At 65.2% G+C, this 18,651-nt stretch carries 18 protein-coding genes; 7 read left to right on the top strand and 11 right to left on the bottom strand.

What is annotated here, in order from left to right:
- Positions 1-501 precede the first annotated feature (501 nt).
- The gene (gene pilB / locus QPK31_RS20445; protein WP_290424728.1) at positions 502-2,229 is read left to right on the top strand and encodes a type IV-A pilus assembly ATPase PilB; all 1,728 of its coding nucleotides are present in this window, start codon (positions 502-504) and stop codon (positions 2,227-2,229) included.
- Between the two features lie 16 nt (positions 2,230-2,245).
- Positions 2,246-3,481 carry a type II secretion system F family protein gene (locus QPK31_RS20440; RefSeq protein ID WP_290424727.1) on the top strand — a complete coding sequence of 412 codons (1,236 nt, stop codon included), beginning with the start codon at positions 2,246-2,248 and terminating at the stop codon, positions 3,479-3,481.
- A 17-nt stretch (positions 3,482-3,498) separates the two neighbouring features.
- Here QPK31_RS20440 and QPK31_RS20435 read toward each other — a convergent pair whose 3' ends face one another.
- The 6 genes from QPK31_RS20435 to QPK31_RS20410 form a co-directional block, all read right to left on the bottom strand.
- The gene (locus QPK31_RS20435) at positions 3,499-4,764 is read right to left on the bottom strand and encodes an NAD(P)/FAD-dependent oxidoreductase (protein ID WP_290424726.1); all 1,266 of its coding nucleotides are present in this window, start codon (positions 4,762-4,764) and stop codon (positions 3,499-3,501) included.
- Positions 4,765-4,768: 4 nt separating this feature from the next.
- A complete protein-coding gene (locus QPK31_RS20430) occupies positions 4,769-5,758 on the bottom strand; it encodes a quinoprotein relay system zinc metallohydrolase 2 (RefSeq protein WP_290424725.1) in 990 nt (329 codons plus the stop codon).
- A complete protein-coding gene (locus QPK31_RS20425) occupies positions 5,759-6,586 on the bottom strand; it encodes a quinoprotein dehydrogenase-associated SoxYZ-like carrier (RefSeq protein ID WP_290424724.1) in 828 nt (275 codons plus the stop codon).
- Between the two features lie 328 nt (positions 6,587-6,914).
- Positions 6,915-7,625 carry a PEP-CTERM sorting domain-containing protein gene (locus tag QPK31_RS20420; RefSeq protein WP_290424723.1) on the bottom strand — a complete coding sequence of 237 codons (711 nt, stop codon included), beginning with the start codon at positions 7,623-7,625 and terminating at the stop codon, positions 6,915-6,917.
- A 183-nt stretch (positions 7,626-7,808) separates the two neighbouring features.
- Positions 7,809-8,984 carry a pyridoxal phosphate-dependent aminotransferase gene (locus QPK31_RS20415; protein ID WP_290424722.1) on the bottom strand — a complete coding sequence of 392 codons (1,176 nt, stop codon included), beginning with the start codon at positions 8,982-8,984 and terminating at the stop codon, positions 7,809-7,811.
- Positions 8,985-9,096: 112 nt separating this feature from the next.
- Positions 9,097-9,801: a TIGR02594 family protein gene (locus tag QPK31_RS20410; protein WP_290424721.1), complete on the bottom strand. Its 705-nt coding sequence runs from the start codon at positions 9,799-9,801 to the stop codon at positions 9,097-9,099.
- A 373-nt stretch (positions 9,802-10,174) separates the two neighbouring features.
- On the opposite strand from QPK31_RS20410, the gene QPK31_RS20405 reads away from it, so the two are divergent.
- The 5 genes from QPK31_RS20405 (at position 10,175) to yidD (ending at position 13,240) form a co-directional block, all read left to right on the top strand.
- Complete coding sequence (locus tag QPK31_RS20405; RefSeq protein WP_290424720.1) at positions 10,175-11,041, top strand: A24 family peptidase; 867 nt, start codon at positions 10,175-10,177, stop codon at positions 11,039-11,041.
- Positions 11,042-11,043: 2 nt separating this feature from the next.
- Positions 11,044-11,688: a dephospho-CoA kinase gene (gene coaE, locus QPK31_RS20400; protein WP_290424719.1), complete on the top strand. Its 645-nt coding sequence runs from the start codon at positions 11,044-11,046 to the stop codon at positions 11,686-11,688.
- 112 nt (positions 11,689-11,800) lie between these two features.
- Entirely contained in the window at positions 11,801-12,556 is a 756-nt protein-coding gene (zapD, locus tag QPK31_RS20395; protein WP_290424718.1) for a cell division protein ZapD, read from the top strand.
- Positions 12,557-12,569: 13 nt separating this feature from the next.
- A complete protein-coding gene (gene yacG, locus QPK31_RS20390) occupies positions 12,570-12,758 on the top strand; it encodes a DNA gyrase inhibitor YacG (RefSeq protein ID WP_290424717.1) in 189 nt (62 codons plus the stop codon).
- A gap of 2 nt (positions 12,759-12,760) precedes the next feature.
- Positions 12,761-13,240, top strand: coding sequence for a membrane protein insertion efficiency factor YidD (gene yidD / locus QPK31_RS20385; RefSeq protein WP_290424716.1), 480 nt, complete (start codon positions 12,761-12,763; stop codon positions 13,238-13,240).
- Positions 13,241-13,555: 315 nt separating this feature from the next.
- On the opposite strand, the gene QPK31_RS20380 is transcribed toward yidD, so the two are convergent.
- The 5 genes from QPK31_RS20380 to QPK31_RS20360 form a co-directional block, all read right to left on the bottom strand.
- Positions 13,556-14,857: a D-amino acid dehydrogenase gene (locus tag QPK31_RS20380; RefSeq protein ID WP_290424715.1), complete on the bottom strand. Its 1,302-nt coding sequence runs from the start codon at positions 14,855-14,857 to the stop codon at positions 13,556-13,558.
- Positions 14,858-14,886: 29 nt separating this feature from the next.
- On the bottom strand, positions 14,887-15,297 hold the full coding sequence (locus QPK31_RS20375) for an NUDIX domain-containing protein (RefSeq protein ID WP_290424714.1): 411 nt from the start codon (positions 15,295-15,297) through the stop codon (positions 14,887-14,889).
- A 230-nt stretch (positions 15,298-15,527) separates the two neighbouring features.
- Positions 15,528-16,427, bottom strand: coding sequence for an ATP-binding protein (locus QPK31_RS20370; protein WP_290424713.1), 900 nt, complete (start codon positions 16,425-16,427; stop codon positions 15,528-15,530).
- Between the two features lie 14 nt (positions 16,428-16,441).
- Entirely contained in the window at positions 16,442-17,680 is a 1,239-nt protein-coding gene (gene argJ, locus QPK31_RS20365; RefSeq protein ID WP_290424712.1) for a bifunctional glutamate N-acetyltransferase/amino-acid acetyltransferase ArgJ, read from the bottom strand.
- A 273-nt stretch (positions 17,681-17,953) separates the two neighbouring features.
- On the bottom strand, positions 17,954-18,643 hold the full coding sequence (locus tag QPK31_RS20360; RefSeq protein ID WP_290424711.1) for a hypothetical protein: 690 nt from the start codon (positions 18,641-18,643) through the stop codon (positions 17,954-17,956).
- Positions 18,644-18,651 lie beyond the last annotated feature (8 nt).

The raw sequence follows: 18,651 nt of genomic DNA, 5'->3' as shown, positions 1-18,651 counted from the left end.
GGCCTCGAGGCCGTAGGGTGGACGGCTAGACCCGTGCATGGACATTCCCGCGGCTCGAACGCCGTCCACGCGTCGATCGGCAGCGGCTCTGCTTGCGTGCCGGATGATCTTGCCGCCAACGGTAGCAACGTAGGGTGGGCGCCCCTGTGCCCACGCGTGACGTTCGAGTTGGGTTAAAGCAGCAAGGGGCCAACAATGCTCACAGTCCACGCGTGGGCACGGGGCGCCCACCCTACGTTACCGCCGCAGGCCCATCCATGCGTCACGTCAATCGATACGCCGGATACAATGCCTGAACAGTCTGGTCAAATCGTCCACAAGCGTTATCCGGGCACCAACACCGCCCCGCGCGTGCCAATCTGTCTACGTGGCGCGCACGCATCTGTCCCTATGGGATTCGCTTTACAAATTTGATGCCCATAGGCATCATCCGAAGAGTTCTCCCGCGCGGTTCAGGCCCCCGTGCGGCTCCCTTGTCCTTCCTCTAACAGCACAGCGCATATGGCAGCAGTCCTCCCGAACCCGACTTCAGGCATACCGATGTCGGGTTTGGCGCGCGCCCTGGTCCAGGCTGGCCGCCTGACGACCGTGCAGGCCGATGCGCTGCAAAAGAAGGCCGCCAGCGAACGCACCAACTTCATCGATGCGCTGGTGGTCGGCGGCGCCATCGATGCGCAATCGCTGGCCCTGTTCTGCGCCGAAACCTTCGGCTATCCGCTGCTCGATCTGTCGAGCTTCAACCTGGACTCCCTGCCCGAGGGCGCCATCGACGCCAAGCTGATGGCGGCCCAGCGCGTGGTGGCCCTGGCCAAGCGCGGTAACCGGCTGTCGGTGGCGATTTCCGACCCCACCAATTCGCAGGCCCTGGACCAGATCAAGTTCCAGAGCGAGGCGGCGGTGGAGCCGGTGATCGTGGCCCACGACGCCCTCCTGAACCTGCTGGCCACCCTGGCCAAGGGCGCCGAGCAAAGCCTGGCCGACCTGGCCGGCGAAGAAGGCGAGATCGAATTCGCCGAGGAAGAAGCGGCCGCCGCGGCGCAGCCGGAAGCGCCGAACGAAGTCGAGGACGCGCCGATCGTGCGCTTCCTGAACAAGATCCTGATGGACGCCGTGAACCTGGGCGCCTCGGACATCCACTTCGAGCCCTACGAAAAATACTACCGGATCCGCATGCGCGTGGACGGCGTGCTGCGCGACCACGCGATGCCGCCGCTGTCCATCCGCGACAAGCTGGTCTCGCGCATCAAGGTGCTGGCCAAGCTGGATATCTCGGAAAAGCGCGTGCCGCAGGACGGCCGGATGCGCCTGATCCTCTCGCCCACGCGCACCATCGACTTCCGCGTCAGCACCCTGCCCACGCTGTTCGGCGAAAAGACCGTCATGCGTATCCTGGACGCGACCCAGGCGCAGATGGGCATCGACGCCCTCGGCTACGACGCCGACCAGAAGGCCCTGCTGCTGGACGCGATCTCGCGCCCCTACGGCATGGTGCTGGTCACCGGCCCCACCGGCTCGGGTAAAACCGTGTCGCTGTACAGCTGCCTGAACGTGCTGAACAAACCAGGCATCAACATCTCGACCGCGGAAGACCCGGCCGAGATCAACCTGCCCGGCGTGAACCAGGTGAACGTCAACGACAAGGCGGGCCTGACCTTCCCGGTGGCGCTGAAGTCCTTCCTGCGCCAGGATCCCGACATCATCATGGTCGGCGAGATCCGCGACTTGGAAACCGCCGACATCGCGATCAAGGCCGCGCAGACCGGCCACATGGTGTTCTCGACCCTGCACACCAACGACGCGCCGTCGACCCTGACGCGCTTGATGAACATGGGCGTGGCGCCCTTCAACATCGCCTCGTCGGTGATCCTGATCACCGCGCAGCGCCTGGCGCGCCGCCTGTGCAGCTGCAAGCAGCCGCTCGAGATGAGCCGCGACGCCCTGCTCGGCGCCGGCTACCGCGAGGGCGACCTGGAGGACGACTGGAAGCCCTATGGCCCGGTGGGCTGCGAGCGCTGCCTCGGTTCGGGCTACAAGGGACGCGTCGGCATCTACCAGATCATGCCGATTTCGCCGGCCATCGAGGCCCTGATCCTCGCGCACGGCAACTCGATGCAGATCGCCGCCCAGGCCGAGAAGGACGGCGTGAATTCGCTGCGCCGCTCGGGCCTGATGAAAGTGAAGCAGGGGCTGACCAGCCTCGAAGAAGTGCTCGGCTGTACCAACGAATAAGCGAATTAGGATAAACATGGCTACCTCCCTCCCTACCCGCAGCCGCGGCGGCGCACAGGTCAAGGAATCGGTCTACGCCTGGGAAGGCAAGGACAAGACCGGCAAGACCGTGCGCGGCGAACTGCGCGCCGGCGGCGAAGCCATCGTCAACGTGACGCTGCGCCGCCAGGGCATCATGGTCACCAAGGTCAAGAAGAAGATCTACCGCTCCGGCCGCAAGATCACCGACAAGGACCTGACCATGTTCACGCGCCAGCTGGCCACCATGATGAAGGCCGGCGTGCCGCTGCTGCAGTCCTTCGACATCGTCGGCAAGGGCCATGCGAATCCGTCAATGTCCAAACTCATCCTCGACCTGCGCGGCGACATCGAGACCGGCACCAGCCTGAATAACGCCTTCCGCAAGTACCCGCGCTACTTCGACCCGCTGTTCTGCAACCTGGTCGGCGCCGGCGAACAGGCCGGTATTTTGGAAGAGCTCCTGCACCGCCTCGCCGTCTATAAAGAGAAGACGCTGGCGATCAAGGCCAAGATCAAGTCCGCGCTGACCTACCCGATCGCGATCCTGGCGATCGCCTTCATCGTCACCGCGATCATCATGATCTGGGTGGTCCCGGCCTTCAAGTCCGTGTTCTCCAGCTTCGGCGCCGACCTGCCGACGCCGACCCTGGTCGTGATGGCGATCTCGGAATTCTTCGTGCAGTGGTGGTGGGCGATCTTCGGCACCATCTTCGGGTCGATCTATTTCTTCTTCCAGTCCTGGCGCCGCTCGCTCAAGATGCAGCAGGCCATGGACCGCATCCTGCTGCGCCTGCCGATCTTCGGCAGCGTGATCCGCAAGGCGACCATCGCGCGCTGGACCCGCACCCTGTCGACCATGTTCGCGGCCGGCGTGCCGCTGGTCGAGGCGCTCGACTCGGTCGGCGGCGCCTCCGGCAACAACGTCTACCTGGAAGCGACCAAGCGCATCCAGACCGAAGTGAGCACCGGCACCAGCCTGACGGTGGCGATGCAGAACGCGAACGTGTTCCCGAGCCTGGTGACGCAGATGGTTGCCATCGGCGAGGAATCCGGGGCGCTCGATTCGATGCTCGGCAAGGTGGCCGACTTCTTCGAGGAAGAAGTCGACGAGGCCGTCGGCGCGCTGTCGTCGCTGATGGAACCGCTGATCATGGTGGTCCTGGGCGTGCTGATCGGTGGCCTGGTGGTGGCGATGTATCTGCCGATCTTCAAGCTGGGGTCGGTGGTGTAAGGAGGCTGCTGCGGCCCCTAGCCCAGCACATCGCCCCAGATCTGCCGCGCCCAGGCATCGGCATCCCTGCCCTCCTGCACGGACGGATGGTCCGACAGGATGCCGCTGCCCTCGGCCCGCATGCCTTTACTGGCCGGGTCGTAGCGGTACAAGGTCGAGATGTGCATCGCCTGCCTGTCGTCGACGTAGCTGTAGCAGGTATTCGCAAAGGCCGGCGCCGGATCAAGCGCCTGCCCCAGCATCAAATCCACGATGGCGCGCGCGCAGACCTTGGCCTGGGCATTGGCCATGTGCGCGGACTTGGGCAGGCCGGCGTCGATGGCGTCGCCGATGACATGCACACGCGGCAAGACCTTCGATGCATACGTCAGGAAGTCGACCTCGCACCAGCGCCGCTCCACGTTGGCGAGGCCGCACCCCTGCGCGATCCGGCCCGCGCGCTGGGACGGGATGAAGTTCAGCACATCCGATTTCACCGTATCGAAGGCGGTCCTGACGGTCTTCGTCGCCACGTCGACTTCCCTCGGCTCGCTGCCCGGCAGGTAGTCGATCATGCCCGGATACAGGTCGCGCCAGGCCTGTTCGAACATCGCGCGTTTCGAGGTGATGACGGGGTTCGCATCGAGCACCACGACCTTGGACCGGGGCTTGTGCGTTTTCAGGTAGAAGGCCACCTGGCACGCGCGCTCGTAGGGTGCCGGAGGACAGCGATAAGGCTGGGACGGCACGACGATGGTGAAGACCCCGCCGTCGCGCATCGCCACCAGCTGCCGCTGCAGATTGCGCGTTTGCGGACCGGCCTTCCATGCATGCGGAATGCGCTCCTGCGCCTTTTCCAGCAGGGGAAAATCGTCGTAGATGAAGTCGATGCCGGGTGCGACGACCAGCCTGTCGTACGACAGCCTTTGCCCTGCCACCACGATCTGCGACCGGTCCGCATCGATCGCCGTCACGCTGCCCCGCATGAAGCGGACGCCATGCTTCTGCCGCAGCGCATCGTAGCCGAACGTGAGCTGCGCCAGCGTCCTTTGTCCACCCAGGACGCGGTTGCTCACCGGGCAGGAAATGAAGTTGGCGGCCTGGTCGACGAGAATGACCTCGATGCGCCCGGCGCCCAGCAGCCGCAGATACCTGGCCGCAGTGGCGCCGCCATAGCCGGCGCCGACGACCACGGCACGCCCCAGGCGCGCTTGGCCCTTGTGCCGGGCGCGAGCGGACGCCGCCGCCAGCGACGGCCAGGCCGATCCGGCCAGCGCCAAGCCGAGGACATCGCGCCTGCGCATCGGCTTACTCCCACTCCAGGCGTGGGTAAAGCAGGTTGACGTTGCGCCGGTTGACGATGTCGAAAAGTTGCCAGCGCCCGCGTTCGGAGGCAGCCGCCGTGGCCATCGTGGCCGGCATGTCGGCGCCCTGCCGGATGCCCGTACGTACGTCGTGCAGCAGGGTTGTGAGGTAGTGGCGCTGCCTGGCCAGCGCCGCCTTCCTGTCGCGCGTCACGGGGCCGTGTCCCGGGATGGTGATCCCGGCTGGCACCTTGTCCAGTGCATCCATGGCGGCGAGCCAGCCCTGGAGGTCGCCATCGATGGCCGGCGTGCGCTCGATGAACAGCAGGTCTCCCGTCCACAGCGTGCCGCTCGCGGTGTCGAACACGGTCAGGTCGTTGTCGGTGTGCGCGTTCGGCCAGGCCTTCAGTTCCAGCTTGCGCCCGCCAAGGTCGAGGGTCAGCCGGTCCTGCACGGTCTCGCCCGGCGCCACCAGCCTGCTCGCGGCGGCGGCGCCCAGTTGCTGCTTCAGGTTGCGCTCATAGGCATCGCCGCGCAAGGCGAGGAAGCGCGGCAGCGTGGCATGGCCGATGAACCGCGGCCTTTCTTCTCCCGCGGCGGAATCGGCCTCGATGAAGGCGGCGTTGCCGAACACGTGATCCGGATGCCCATGCGTGTTGATGACGTAGCGGATCGGCAGCCGGGTAACGGCGCGCAGCGCTATCTTCAGCGCCATGCCGACGGCATACGAGCCGCCCGTATCGATGACCGCGACCGCGTCGCTGCCGACCACGAAACCGATATTCGCGATATCGCCGTCGTAGCCCTCCTCGAAATCCTTGTGCTGCCCGATGTGCACATACACGCCCGGCGCGACCTGGTCGACGCGCAGCGCTGACGTGGCAGACTGCGTGGCAAGCGGCGCGGCAAGCGGCGCAGCAAGCGGCTCAGCAAACGGTGCGGCGGCAAGCTGCGCCGCGACCAGCAGCCAGGCCACATGGATCAGGCGCCGCATCTAGCCGCCCACGTCGATCGACTGGCGGAAGCTGGCGCCCTGGCTGTCGCGGATCAGGACTTGCAGGGTGCCGGCCCGGCTGGGGACGAAGCCGAACTGAATCGAGGGATTTTCGCTGATGCCGATCGACGTATCGGCCGTCATCACCGGCTTGCCGTCGTAGGTGATGTCGATCTTGTCGATGAAGAAAGCGGGACGGAAGCCATGCGTGGCGAGGTCGCGCTGCAAACCGGTGTACATCGGGTGCCGGATCAGGAGCCGGGCCTTGTTGAGCTCGCCGCGCCTGAATGGCCCGTCGAGCGCGATCTTCATTTTTCCCGCTTCCGCCAGCGCCTGCGCATTGTCGCCCGGCGTCGTGCCGCCGCAACCGCCGGATGCTTTCACGGTAACGGTATTCACATACAGGCGGCCGTCGTTCGACTCGGCAACGACATGCACCGGCGAATCGGATTCGAAGCGGATCCTGGTGGCCACTTCCGCCTTGCCGCTGTCCGGACGAAAACGGAATACCGCCGTCAGGGGCACGGGATTGGCGTCGACGAACAGGGTGACCGACTTGATGTACTGCTTCGCGGTCATCGGATGGTCGATGCTGAACGCGAAAGGCACCTGGTCGCCGCTGGCTGCGCGCGCGGGCGCCGTCAGGTGGATGAAGGACGCCTGCTCGAGTTGTTTGCCGGGGAAGTAAGCGCGCTGTAACGCCGCCCAGGGCGCATCGGACGCCTCGACGGCCTCGGCGCTTGCTGCTGGCAGACAAGTCGACCAGCCAAGTGCTGTCAGGCCGGAGAAAACATACAGGCAGGCGCTACGCTGTAGACGAGTATTCATCAAGTCAGCCTTTATCCATGACGGATGCACGATGTCATTGCCGAAGCAGACTGCGCGCGGCCTTGCCGCGAGGATGACTATAGCGCGATTTTCCGCCGCCGGGTAGGCGCGGTGGTCCAGGATCGCGCATGCCCGCGGGCCGGCCATGCGCAATTGCCGTTCACAGCTTCGCAATGGCAATGGTGCTCATGCACGCGGCGCCTGCGTTTTGACCCGGGGTCTTGCGCCACGCTGGCGGACCCGCATGAAAAGAGTCCGGCAAAACACCTCCGGACTCTTGCAGAACGATCCAGTCAGGGATCAGCCTGGCCTGCAAATCGCACCATGCTTACTTTTTCTTGCCAGCCCGGCGCGAACGGGCGAAGCCCAGCGCACCAATGCCCAGCAGCGCGAGGGACGCCGGTTCCGGTACTTCGCCGCCGACGACCGTGCTACCGAAGGTGAAGTCATCGAATACCGAACTGTTGACGTCTCCCGCAAACTGCACGGAACGTGCAACGCCGGAGAAAGCGAGCGACAGATTCGCAAATGGGCAGTAATTCGCGTTGCCGTAGGATGTGCAAATCCCCGATGCACCATTCGTGGTGCCGGGCAAAACCGCCGAAGCCAGCAGTTCTCCCGTACCGTCCAGGCCACTAAAGATGTTGACAACCTGGTTGCTGGCGAAAGGATTCGAGTAAGCGAACGCAAAGCCCGTATCGAAGCCGGCAGCGACATTCATGATCGGATTCAGCGTTGGAAAATACAGGGCGCCGAACTCGGATCCTGCAACACCACTGCCCCCCTTCGACGTGTTCGAACAAGTCACTCCCGATGTATTCAAACAAAGTACCGTCGCGCCTTCCGAAAAGGAGACACCGAAATTGGTGCCGCTAGCGCCGTTGCTCGCCGTTCCGCCGTTGTAAAAATCCTCGATCAATACAGTACCGTTATGCGGATAATCTACAACGCCCTCGAAGTTCAGGGTAATGGGGGCAGCACTTGCAGCGTTTGCAGCCATAGCAAACGTCAACGCAATCATGAGCCGAAGCGATTTCATTTAGCACCTCAATCAGTGGGTTTATAGTAGTGGTGCCGCGACACATGCGGCGGTCCGCATCTGCCCAGCGGTGCACACCTAGCAGCTTCCATGCCACTTGATTAAGTACATTAAAAACAGGGAGTTAATTTTCCTGTATTTACAGGTTGTAAAATTCTCCGACGCTAACAATCCGTCCTGCGTTTATCCGGCTACTGTCTGCATGAAACGCCCGAGCCGGCGGATCGCCTCGGCCAGCTGCTCGCTACTCGCCGCATACGACAGCCGCACATACCGGTCCGCGCCGCAATGCCCGAAATCCTTGCCCGGCGTGAGCGCCACCTGCACCTCGTCCAGCACGCGCTCGCAGAATTCCCAGGCCGTCAAGCCGGTCCCGCTCACGTCGAAGTAGACGTAGAAGGCCCCGTCCGGCGGCACCGGCACCGGCAGCCCGATGCCCGCCAGGCCTGCCAGCACCAGCGCCCGGCGCCGTGCGAATTCCTGGCGCCGTTCTTCGCACACGGCCAGCGATTCCGGCGTGAAGCAGGCCAGCGCCGCCTGTTGCGACAGGCTGGAGGCGCAGATGTAGTAGTTCTGGGCCAGGCGCTCCATGGTCGGCACCAGCGCTTCCGGCACCACGGCCCAGCCCAGGCGCCAGCCGGTCATGCCGAAGTACTTCGAGAAGCTGTTGATGACGATGGCGTCGTCGTCGACCGACAGCACGGTCTGCGGCGCGCGGCCCTCGGCGTCGCGGTCGCCCAGGTTCAAATAGATCTCGTCGACGATGCGCCAGGCGCCGCGCTCGCGCGCCCAGTCGCAGATCGCGCGCAGTTCGGCCAGCGGGACCGAGGTGCCGGTCGGGTTCGATGGCGTGGCGATCATCAGGCCTTGCGTCTTGTCGCTCCAATTGGCGCGCACGCTGGCGGCGTCGAGCTGGAAACGCGAGGCGGCATCGGTGGCCACCAGTTTCACCTGGGCGCCGAAGCTGCTCAGGAACTGGCGGTTGCAAGGGTAAGAGGGGTCGCCGACCAGCACTTCGTCGCCGCTGTCGACCAGGGCGGCGGTCACCAGCAGCAGCGCGGCCGAGGCGCCGGCGGTAACGATGATGCGGTTCGGGGAAATCGTCACGCCATGCTCGCGCAGATAGAAACCGGCGATCGCCGCGCGCAGGGCCGGCGTGCCGAGGGCGCCGGTATAAGGCAGCGGGCCGTCGACGGCGCTGCGCGCGGCCTCGAGCACGGCAGGAGGCGGGCCGAAGTCGGGTTCGCCCAGGCTGAGCTTGATGACGGGGTGGCCTTGCGCTTCCAGGGCGGCGGCGCGCTTGCCGAACTCCATGGCGAAGAAGGGATCGATGGACTGGGCGCGTTGGGATATTTTCATGAAGGTTTTCCGGTGAGACTGAGCGTGGAAGATTCTAACTGCCGCAACCCGCCACCGGAAAGCAGGCTGCCGAATAAAGCGGGCCGCGAGCGGGCGCGGCCCGGCTGCTGCCTCATGCTTCCTCGGTCGACAGCTCCTCGTTGCGCTCCATCTCGACGATTGCCACGCCGCCACCGAGCGAGGCGCCGGTACGCGGCCAGCGCGCCTTGAGGAAACGGTCCTTGCCGACCCAGGCCTGCGACACGCTGTCGCTCTGGTTGCCGCCGAGGATGAGGTAGGCATCGCTCGATTCGCCGCTGTAAAAGCCGACATGGCCTTTCCAGCCCTCCTTCTTCTCGCGCCAGAACACCATGACGGCGCCGTAGCGCGGCGGCGTCGGGTCGCCGAACTTCAGCCATTCGCGGGCACCGAGCGGGTTGTTGGGCGGGATTTCCTCCGGCATGGTCGAGCCGATGCAATGCCCGACGAACAGGCCGCACCAGGCGATGTTATCGTCCGGATAGTGCAGCTCGAGGTTCCGGGCCCAGTCCAGAATGTCCTGGTTATTGAGCGAGCCCCGCCCTTCCCTCGTGCCGAGCAGGGCCTGCGCCTGCGTCATCCAGGGCAGCAGCGGCGCGTTCATGCGCGGCACGTCGCCGCGGAACAGGCGCGACATCGTCCGCGGCCCGACGATGCCGTCGACCACCAGCCCTTCGCTTTCCTGGAACGCGCGCACCGCCTCGATGGTGCGCCTGCCCCAGACACCGTCTACCACGCCCGGAAAGAACCCGGCGTTCACCAGCGCCTGCTGGATCCTGGCCACGTCTGCGTTGTTCATGCTTGCCCCCATTCCCTTTCGACAGCCTGATTGCTCGCCCATGTTCCCCGCAGCGCGAGGAACGCTCTTCCTTGCTCCGCCTTTCCTTGTTCACCATATGCGGCTCGACTGTGCTGGATCAGCACGGCCTGAGCCGGGAGATGCTTCATCAACCCGGCTCGTCAATACTACGCGCTGTTATGCAGGGCGGATAAGAATCGCGTGTCCAGGCATTGTCCAGTTGTCAAATCGCCACCAAAGACGGTGCCGTCGTTCGACGCGGCGCCGGCGCCCGACGATGTGGCGCCAAGACGCATTTCAAGAAACCCCGAAAACACCTAAAATAGATTGATCTGAGGAACCACCTCGCCTAACGTCATCGGAAGCCCGCCTTTTGGAAACTCTTCTCTTCGCCGCCCCCGCCTCGCTTGGCCCCACCCTCGTCGCCGGCCTGTTCGGCCTGTTGATCGGCAGTTTCCTGAACGTGGTCATCCACCGCATCCCGAAGATGATGCAGCGCGAGTCCGACAACTATGTGGCAAACGAACTCGGCAAGGAGCTGCCGCACACCGACCGCTACAACCTGATGGTGCCGCGCTCCTGCTGCCCGCACTGCGGCCACCAGATCACGGCGCTCGAGAACATCCCCGTGGTCAGCTGGCTGGCCCTCGGCGGCAAATGCCGCAAGTGCAAGGCGCCGATCTCGCCGCGCTATCCGGTGGTCGAGCTGATTACCGGTTTGCTGTCGGCCTTCCTGGTCTGGACCTTCGGCTCCGGCGTCGCCGGCCTGGGCACGCTGCTGTTCGTGTACCTGCTGATCGCGATGACGTATATCGACTACGACACCAAGCTGCTGCCCGACGACCTGACCCTGCCCCTGCTCTGGGCCGGTCTGCTCATCAACATCAACGGCACCTTCGTGCCGCTGCAGGACGCCGTGATCGGCGCGGCGGCCGGCTACCTGGTGCTGTGGGGCGTGTACTGGCTGTTCAAGCTGGTTACCGGCAAGGAAGGCATGGGCTACGGCGACTTCAAGCTGCTCGCCGCGCTGGGCGCCTGGATGGGCTGGACCATGCTGCCGGCCATCATCCTGCTGTCCTCGGTGGTCGGCGCGGTGGTCGGCATCAGCCTGATCGTGTTCGCCAAGCGCGGGCGCGACAACCCGATTCCCTTCGGCCCCTACCTGGCGGCGGCCGGCCTGATCGCCCTGGTCTGGGGCCGGGAGCTCACGGCCGGCTTCCAGGGTATCGTCGCCGGATGAGCATGGACACGGCCCCCGCACCGGCCTTTTCGGTCGGCCTGACCGGCGGCATCGGCTGCGGCAAGACCACAGTGGCCGACATGTTCGGCGCGCTCGGCGCCTCGCTGGTCGATACCGACGCCATCGCCCACGCCCTCACTGCCCCGCATGGCGCGGCGATGCCGGCCATCCTCGGCGCATTCGGCGCCGATTTCGCCAGCGCCGATGGCGCCATGGACCGTGCGAAGATGCGCGCGCTGGTGTTTTCCGATCCCGGCGCCCGCGCGCGCCTGGAAGCCATCCTGCACCCGCGCATCCGCGAGGCGACGGCGGCCGCGGCGGCGATCGCCACCGGCCCGTACACGATCTTCGTCGTGCCGCTGCTGATCGAGTCCGGGACCTGGGCCGGCCGCGTGACGCGCGTGCTGGCCATCGACTGCCCGGAAGAGATGCAGGTGGCGCGCGTCATGGCCCGCAACGGCATGGCGGAGGAACAGGTGCGCGCCATCATGGCGACCCAGGTCACGCGCGCCCAGCGCCTGGCGGCGGCCGACGACGTGGTCGTCAACGACGCCGGCCTGGCCGCCTTGCGACCACAAGTCGAACGCCTGCACGCGTTTTATCTCGCCGAATCGCGCCGAATCGCGCCGGATCGGGGCGTGAAGTAGCCTTGATACAAGCCTTGATACAAGGCTTCTACAATCGAAGGTTTGTAATTTTGCGTCGCATGGTTCAGAATCACGAAGTTGCTTGCCAGCCCACATTCAGAGGAATGTCACTTTGATCGTCTACGAATATCCTTTCAACGAGCGGATTCGCACGTTGTTGCGGCTGGAAGACCTGTACGAGAAGTTCAAGTTCTTTGTGCACCAGGAACACCCGATGCAGCACCACGTCGCGCTGGCGACGATCTTCGACATGCTGGAAGTGGCCGGCCGCGCCGACCTGAAGTCCGACCTGCTGCAGGAACTCGAGCGCCAGAAGCAGAGCCTGCTGGCCTACCGCAGCAATCCGAACGTGGCCCCGGAAGCGCTGGACGCCGTGCTCGCCGAACTCGACCAGGTCAGCAGCGCCCTCGGCGCCGCCCAGGGCAAGACCGGCCAGAACGTGCGCGACAATGAGTGGCTGATGAGCATCCGCGGCCGCACCATCATTCCCGGCGGCGCCTGCGAATTCGACCTGCCTTCCTACTATGCCTGGCAACAGCGTCCGGCCGAGCAGCGCCACGCCGACATCATGGGCTGGTTCGGTCCGCTCGAGCCGCTGTGCGACGCCCTCGCCCTGGTGCTGCGCCTGCTGCGCGACTCGGGCGGCCCGGCCAGGATGGTGGCCAGCGGCGGCAGCTACCAGCAGATGTTGCAGGGGAAGGTGTACCATATGCTGCGCCTGGGACTGGACGAATCGCTCGGTGCGATTCCCGAAATCTCGGCCAACAAGTACATGCTGTGGGTACGCTTCACCACCCAGGACGGCGATCTGAAGCCGAAATCGCTGGAAGAAGACGTGCCTTTCGAACTGACCCTCTGTAATTTTTAAGTATTCGCGTGCCATGACCGTTGTAGCCTGCCCTACCTGCGCCAAGAAAGTCGAGTGGACCGAGGCGAACAAATACCGCCCGTTCTGCTCGGAGCGCTGCAAACAGATCGACCTGGGCGCCTGGGCCGAAGAGAAGTACACCATCCCCGCAGCCGCGCCGAACGAGTCGCTCGACGACCCGCTGGCCGACGACAAACACTGATCTTGAAGCGGCCATCCGGATTCCTCGTCCGTTTGGCCCTGGCCGCGATTCGCGGCTACCAGCGTCACCTCTCCCCCCATAAAGGCTTTTCCTGCGCCTACCGCGTTGCGACCGGGCGCGCCAGTTGTTCGCGCCATGGCTACCGCGTGATCGAACGCTTCGGGCTGTGGTCCGGACTGGCGCTGTTGCGGCGCCGCTTGCGGCTGTGCGGCGCGACCTATCGCAGCCGCGTCGCCGTGCGCAACCCGGTGCTGCATCACCAGCGCGGCGACTGCGTGCCTTGCGATTGCGATGCCGGTTGTTTGCCGGATTTGCCCTGCAGCGGCAAGAGCGCGGCGCGCGGCGGCGGCGACTGCATCGCCGAGTGCGGCTGCGACGTGCTGGGACATTACCTGGAAGAGAAGGCCGAGCGCGCGAAGGCGCGCTGGCGGCGCTGGCGCGAGCGGCGCCGCGCGGGGAGGCGGGAACCGCCACGCCGATAGCGGCCTGCGGCCGTGATTGATGGCTTGCGGCGTTAAAGATGGCCTGCGGCGGCGTCGATGGCTTGCGCTGTTATCGATGGCCTGCGGCCTCGACCGTACGGTGTGCACGCCGTGCCCACGCGGTGACGTGTTCGTCCGTTAGTCAGCGGCAGGGAGATGTCGCCCGCAAGCGCATGAAAATGGACGTGGCCAGGTTTTAAGCCTGCGAGCGATACCTTGCCGCAGCGGGTGCATGGATAAGCACGTAACCGCGTGGGCACGGCGTGCCCACCGTACGGGTCAGGCGCCGCAGGACGTGCCCACGGCATCCATCAATCAAGCCGTGACGACAATCCCACCCGGCATCTGCACCGGCTTGTTGCCGCTGCCATAGCGGTCCATGAACAGGCCTTCCAGCCCGATCTCCGGCTGGCGGCCCGAGACCATGTCGGCCAGCACGCGGCCCGAGCCGCAGGCCATGGTCCAGCCCAGGGTGCCGTGGCCGGTGTTCAGGAACAGGTTGCGGTACGGCGTCGGGCCGACCACCGGGGTGCCGTCCGGCGTCATCGGACGCAAGCCGCACCAGAACTCGGCCTTCGACACGTCGCCGCCCTGCGGGAACAGATCGGTCACCGAGTGCTCCAGCGTGTCGCGCCTGGCCTGGTGCAGGGTCAGGTCGAAGCCGGACAGTTCGGCCGTGCCGCCGACGCGGATGCGGTTGCCGAGACGCGTGATCGCCACCTTGAAGGTCTCGTCCATCACCGTCGATTCCGGCGCACCCGACGCATCGGTGATCGGCACGGTGATCGAGTAGCCCTTGACCGGGTACACGGGGATCTTGATGCCAACTTGTTTCAACACGAACGGCGAGTAGCTGCCCAGCGCCAGCACGAAGGAATCGGCCTTCAGCTCGCCCTGCGAGGTGACCACGCCGGTGACCTTGTCGCCTTCCACGGACAGGCGCTTGATCTCGACGCCATGGCGGAAGGTCACGCCCAGCGCCTTGGCCATCTCGGCCAGTTTCTGGGTGAACTTGAAGCAATCGCCGGTTTCGTCGTTCGGCAGCAGCAGGCCGCCGACGAACTTGCCGCGCACCTTGCTCAGCGCCGGCTCGTAGGTTTCGCAGCCGGCCGGGTCCAGCACCTTGTACGGCACGCCATATTGTTCGAGCACGGCGATGTCGGTGGCAGCGCCCTCTAACTGCTTTTGCGTGCGGAACAGCTGCAGGGTGCCCTGGCTGCGCTCGTCGTAGGCGATGCCGGTGTCGCGGCGCAATTGGACCAGCACGTCGCGGCTGTACTCGGCCAGGCGCACCATGCGGCCCTTGTTGATCTGGTAGCGCTTGTGGTTGCAGTTGGCCAGCATAGCCAGGATCCAGCGCCACTGGTTCGGGTCCATCTTCGGGCGGATCACCAGCGGGCTGTGCTGCATCATCAGCCATTTCACGGCTTTCGCCGGCACGCCCGGGCCGGCCCAGGGCGAGGCGTAGCCGGGCGAGATTTCGCCGGCGTTGCCATAGCTGGTTTCCATGCCGGCGCCCGGCTGGCGGTCGATGACGGTGACGTCGTGCCCTGCCTGGGCCAGGTAATATGCCGTGGTGGTGCCGATGACACCACTACCCAAGACGATGATTTTCACAGGAGTCCTTGAACAGAGGTTGACTGCTTTTACCTTGCGTAGCGCAGCTGATCGAGCCACTCGAGCAAGGGGATGGTTGCGGGCAGCAGCGGGGTAAGGCCGACTGCCCCTTGCCACGCAAAGGCCTGGCCTTCCAGGCTCTGCGGTTCGCCGCGCCAGTCGCGGCTGATATAAAAATGGAGCCGCACATGGGCGTGCTCGTAGACGTGTTCGACGCAGCACCACTCCTCTGCCGCGATGATCTCGACGCCGAGTTCCTCGACGAATTCGCGCTGCAGGGCGGCGAAGATGGCTTCGCCCAGCTCGACTTTACCGCCCGGGAATTCCCAGTAGCCGGCATACGGCTTGCCCGCCGGGCGCTGGCCGAGCAGCACGTCGCCGTTCGGGCGCATCACGATCCCGACCGCCACGTCGATCGGCCTGGTTGCGGCTTGCTGCATGAGAGAGTCCGGTTGGAAAACCCGGTATTGTACGCCAGGCGCGGGCGTAGAAAATCATGGGTGTTGCGTTCCCGTCGATAGAAAATTGCGTGGGGGGATAACCCGGGTGTATGGGTTCGTAGGGTGGGCACCTGTGCCCACGCGGTATGGCACGGGTCCGTTGTCGAAACGATTATTCGATATGCAAACGTTGAACCGCGTGGACACAGGTGTCCACCCTACAAAGCCGGTCAATGTTCCGTATCAAATCCGGCATCGGTGGGTAATTTTCCGGCGTAGTCTTTCGCAAACTGCCACGCCACCCGCCCCGAGCGCGAGCCGCGCCCCAGCGCCCATTGCAGCGCCAGCGGCCGCGCCGCCTCGATCTGCTCCGGCGTGCAGCCGAAGCTGGCCAGCCAGTGCGCCACGATGCCGAGGTAATCGTCCTGGCGGAAGGGATAGAACGACAGCCACAAGCCGAAGCGCTCGGACAGCGAAATCTTCTCCTCGACCGTCTCGCCCGGGTGCAGGTCGCCATCCTCCCCATGCTTGTAGCCCGCGTTATCCGACATCTTCTCCGGCATCAGGTGGCGCCGGTTCGAGGTCGCATAGATCAGCACATTGTCCGACTGCGCCGAGATGCTGCCGTCCAGCGCCACCTTCAGCGCCTTGTAGCCGGCCTCGCCTTCCTCGAACGACAAATCGTCGCAGAAGATGACGAAGCGCTCCGGCCGCGCCGCCACCAGATCGACGATGTCGGGCAAGTCGGCCAGATCCGCCTTGTCGACCTCGATCAGGCGCAGGCCCTGGTCGGCGAAATCGTTGAGGCAGGCCTTGATGAGCGAGGACTTGCCGGTCCCGCGCGCGCCCGTCAGCAGCACGTTGTTGGCCGGACGGCGCTCGACGAACTGGCGCGTGTTCTGCTCCAGCTGGCGCTTTTGCGCGTCCACGTGCTGCAGATCGGCGAAGCGGATGGTCGAGGCGTGCGCCACCGGCTGCAGCCAGCTCCCATTACCGCCCGCGCGCCGGCGCCAGCGGAAGGCAAAGCTGCGCTTCCAGTCCGGCTCGCGCGGCACGGGCGGCGGCAGCACCGCCTCCAGCCGCGCCATCAGCGCTTCGGCGCGGTGCAGGAATTGTTCCAGCGGCGTCATGCGATCAGGCCCGCTTAGGAGCGGTAGTCGGCGTTGATGCTGACGTAGTCGTGCGACAGGTCGCAGGTCCAGACCGTGGCCGTGGCGTCGCCGCGCGCGATCTTCACGCGCACAGTGATTTCGGCCTGCTTCATCACGCGCTGGCCATCGGCTTCCTGGTAATCCGGATTGCGTCCGCCGGCCTTGGCGACCCAGACGTCGTCCAGGTACAGGTCCAGCTTGGTGACGTCGAGGTCGTCGACGCCGGCATAGCCGACGGCGGCCAGGATGCGGCCCAGGTTCGGGTCCGACGCGAAGAAGGCGGTCTTCACCAGCGGCGAGTGGGCGATCGCGTAGGCGATCTTGCGGCACTCTTCCAGGTCGCGGCCCTCTTCCACCGTGATGGTGATGAACTTGGTTGCGCCTTCGCCGTCGCGGATGATCTGCTGCGCGAGATTGCGTGAGATGTCGGTGACCGCGTCGCGCAGGGCTTCGTATTCAGGACCGCTGGCCGCGTTCACTTCCAGGCCGCCGGCGCCGGTGGCGACCAGGATGAAGGAATCGTTGGTCGAGGTGTCGCCATCGATGGTGATCGAGTTGAAGGAGCGGTCGGCCGCGTACTTCACCAGTTCGTCGAGCACCGGCTGCGCCACTTTCGCATCAAAGGCGAGGTAGCCGAGCATGGTCGCCATGTTCGGCTTGATCATGCCGGCGCCCTTGCTGATGCCGGTCATGGTCACTTCATGGCCGCCGATGCTGACCGTACGCGACGCCGCCTTCGGCTGGGTGTCGGTGGTCATGATCGCTTCGGCGGCGTTGAACCAGTTATCGGCCTTCAGGTTGCTCACGGCAGCCGGCAGGCTGGCGACGATCTTCTGGATAGGCAGCTGTTCGAGAATGACGCCGGTCGAGAACGGCAACACCTGCCCCGCTTCGCAGCCGAGCAGCTTGGCCACTTCGGCGCAGGTGGCCTGGGCGTTGGCCAGGCCGGTGTCGCCGGTGCCGGCGTTCGCGTTACCGGTATTCACCACCAGCGCGCGGATCGGCGCGCCGCCGTTCGTCACGGCCGCCAGGTTGGCCTTGCTCACCTGGACCGGCGCGGCGCAGAAGCGGTTCTTGGTGAACACGCCGGCGACGGTGGCGCCATCGGCCAGCTTCATGACCAGCAGGTCCTTGCGGTTGGGCTTCTTGATGCCGGCTTCGGCAAAACCGATCTCGATACCGGCAACCGGCTTCAGGTCGGCGGCGACGGGCAGGGGGGAATTCACGGCCATGGTGGTCTCTATGGAAAGATTTCGAATCCAATATTGTACTGCGCACGCGCGCAAGCCGGCGCAGTGCGCGTCCATGCCCTCACCCTGGTGCGCGAGCCGGGCAGTACGCAGCCGCGGCATGCCGATGCGCAGCCGGTGAATGGCCAGTGAATGGCCGCTGTGCCCAGGTCAGCGCAGCACCAGTTCGACGCGGCGGTTGCGCGCGCGGCCGGTGCCGCCGGCCTTCGCCTCGTGTAGAGGGATATCCGGGCCTGGCCCGGATGGATCGGGTGCTCAGCCCTTGCAGTCGCCGATGCGGGTCAGGCGCATCACCGATTTCTGTTCCCTGACGGCGCCCGCAGGCATCGGCTCGGGCGGCGGCGCATTTTTCATCTGCTCCTTGAACTCCTTCATCTCGGCGAAGTGACGTTTGGCTTCGGCCTTTTCCTCGGCGGTGCCATGCTTGAGCATGTGTTCCATCGGCATTTGCAAAGGATCGACGAACTCGCCGTTCCCCGCGTCGCCATTCCCGGTCTTGACCTGCTGCACGGTGGTTTGCCAGGTCTTGGCATCGATCTGGCGCATGTTGATCTTCATGCTGCCCCAGGGGCAGGTATGGACCGCATTCATTTCGCCGTTCGTCACCACGCCCTTGGTGGCGGTGCAGCCGTCGACCATCAGCTTCTTCGGAATGCCGCCGGGCTTGACCGGCTCGATGCAGGTCTGGTTCGGGCCGGCGCCGGCGGTGGCATAGCTGCCGCGGCTGCCGTCGGTGCGCTGGAACTGCGTCTCCACGCCGCCGCTCGTGCCATCGTAGCGCTTGCGCTGTTTCGATGTGCCGGCCGCGCCATGGGAGGCGTGGTCGGCGACGATGTCGATCTGGTAGAGGCCTGGCGGCGGCAGATAACGGGTGTCTGGTGCGGCGCCGGCTGCTGCGGCGATGGCCAGCGCGATGGCGCCGGCAAGGATCGAACGGTGCTTCATTACTTCTC

This window comes from Massilia sp. YIM B02769, assembly GCF_030411995.1.
Lineage (GTDB): Bacteria > Pseudomonadota > Gammaproteobacteria > Burkholderiales > Burkholderiaceae_D > Telluria.
Note: the sequence above shows the minus strand (reverse complement) of the source record. Positions and strands in the feature narration are given on the sequence as shown.

Bases quoted from the DNA above. Each gene is read 5' to 3' on its own strand.
- QPK31_RS20425 (WP_290424724.1), bottom strand. From the start codon at position 6,586: ATGAATACTCGTCTACAGCGTAGCGCCTGCCTGTATGTTTTCTCCGGC.
- QPK31_RS20420 (WP_290424723.1), bottom strand. From the start codon at position 7,625: ATGAAATCGCTTCGGCTCATGATTGCGTTGACGTTTGCTATGGCTGCA.
- QPK31_RS20435 (WP_290424726.1), bottom strand. From the start codon at position 4,764: ATGCGCAGGCGCGATGTCCTCGGCTTGGCGCTGGCCGGATCGGCCTGG.
- QPK31_RS20410 (WP_290424721.1), bottom strand. From the start codon at position 9,801: ATGAACAACGCAGACGTGGCCAGGATCCAGCAGGCGCTGGTGAACGCC.
- QPK31_RS20415 (WP_290424722.1), bottom strand. From the start codon at position 8,984: ATGAAAATATCCCAACGCGCCCAGTCCATCGATCCCTTCTTCGCCATG.
- QPK31_RS20440 (WP_290424727.1), top strand. From the start codon at position 2,246: ATGGCTACCTCCCTCCCTACCCGCAGCCGCGGCGGCGCACAGGTCAAG.
- coaE (WP_290424719.1), top strand. From the start codon at position 11,044: ATGGACACGGCCCCCGCACCGGCCTTTTCGGTCGGCCTGACCGGCGGC.
- pilB (WP_290424728.1), top strand. From the start codon at position 502: ATGGCAGCAGTCCTCCCGAACCCGACTTCAGGCATACCGATGTCGGGT.
- yacG (WP_290424717.1), top strand. From the start codon at position 12,570: ATGACCGTTGTAGCCTGCCCTACCTGCGCCAAGAAAGTCGAGTGGACC.
- argJ (WP_290424712.1), bottom strand. From the start codon at position 17,680: ATGGCCGTGAATTCCCCCCTGCCCGTCGCCGCCGACCTGAAGCCGGTT.
- QPK31_RS20360 (WP_290424711.1), bottom strand. From the start codon at position 18,643: ATGAAGCACCGTTCGATCCTTGCCGGCGCCATCGCGCTGGCCATCGCC.
- QPK31_RS20375 (WP_290424714.1), bottom strand. From the start codon at position 15,297: ATGCAGCAAGCCGCAACCAGGCCGATCGACGTGGCGGTCGGGATCGTG.
- QPK31_RS20370 (WP_290424713.1), bottom strand. From the start codon at position 16,427: ATGACGCCGCTGGAACAATTCCTGCACCGCGCCGAAGCGCTGATGGCG.
- QPK31_RS20430 (WP_290424725.1), bottom strand. From the start codon at position 5,758: ATGCGGCGCCTGATCCATGTGGCCTGGCTGCTGGTCGCGGCGCAGCTT.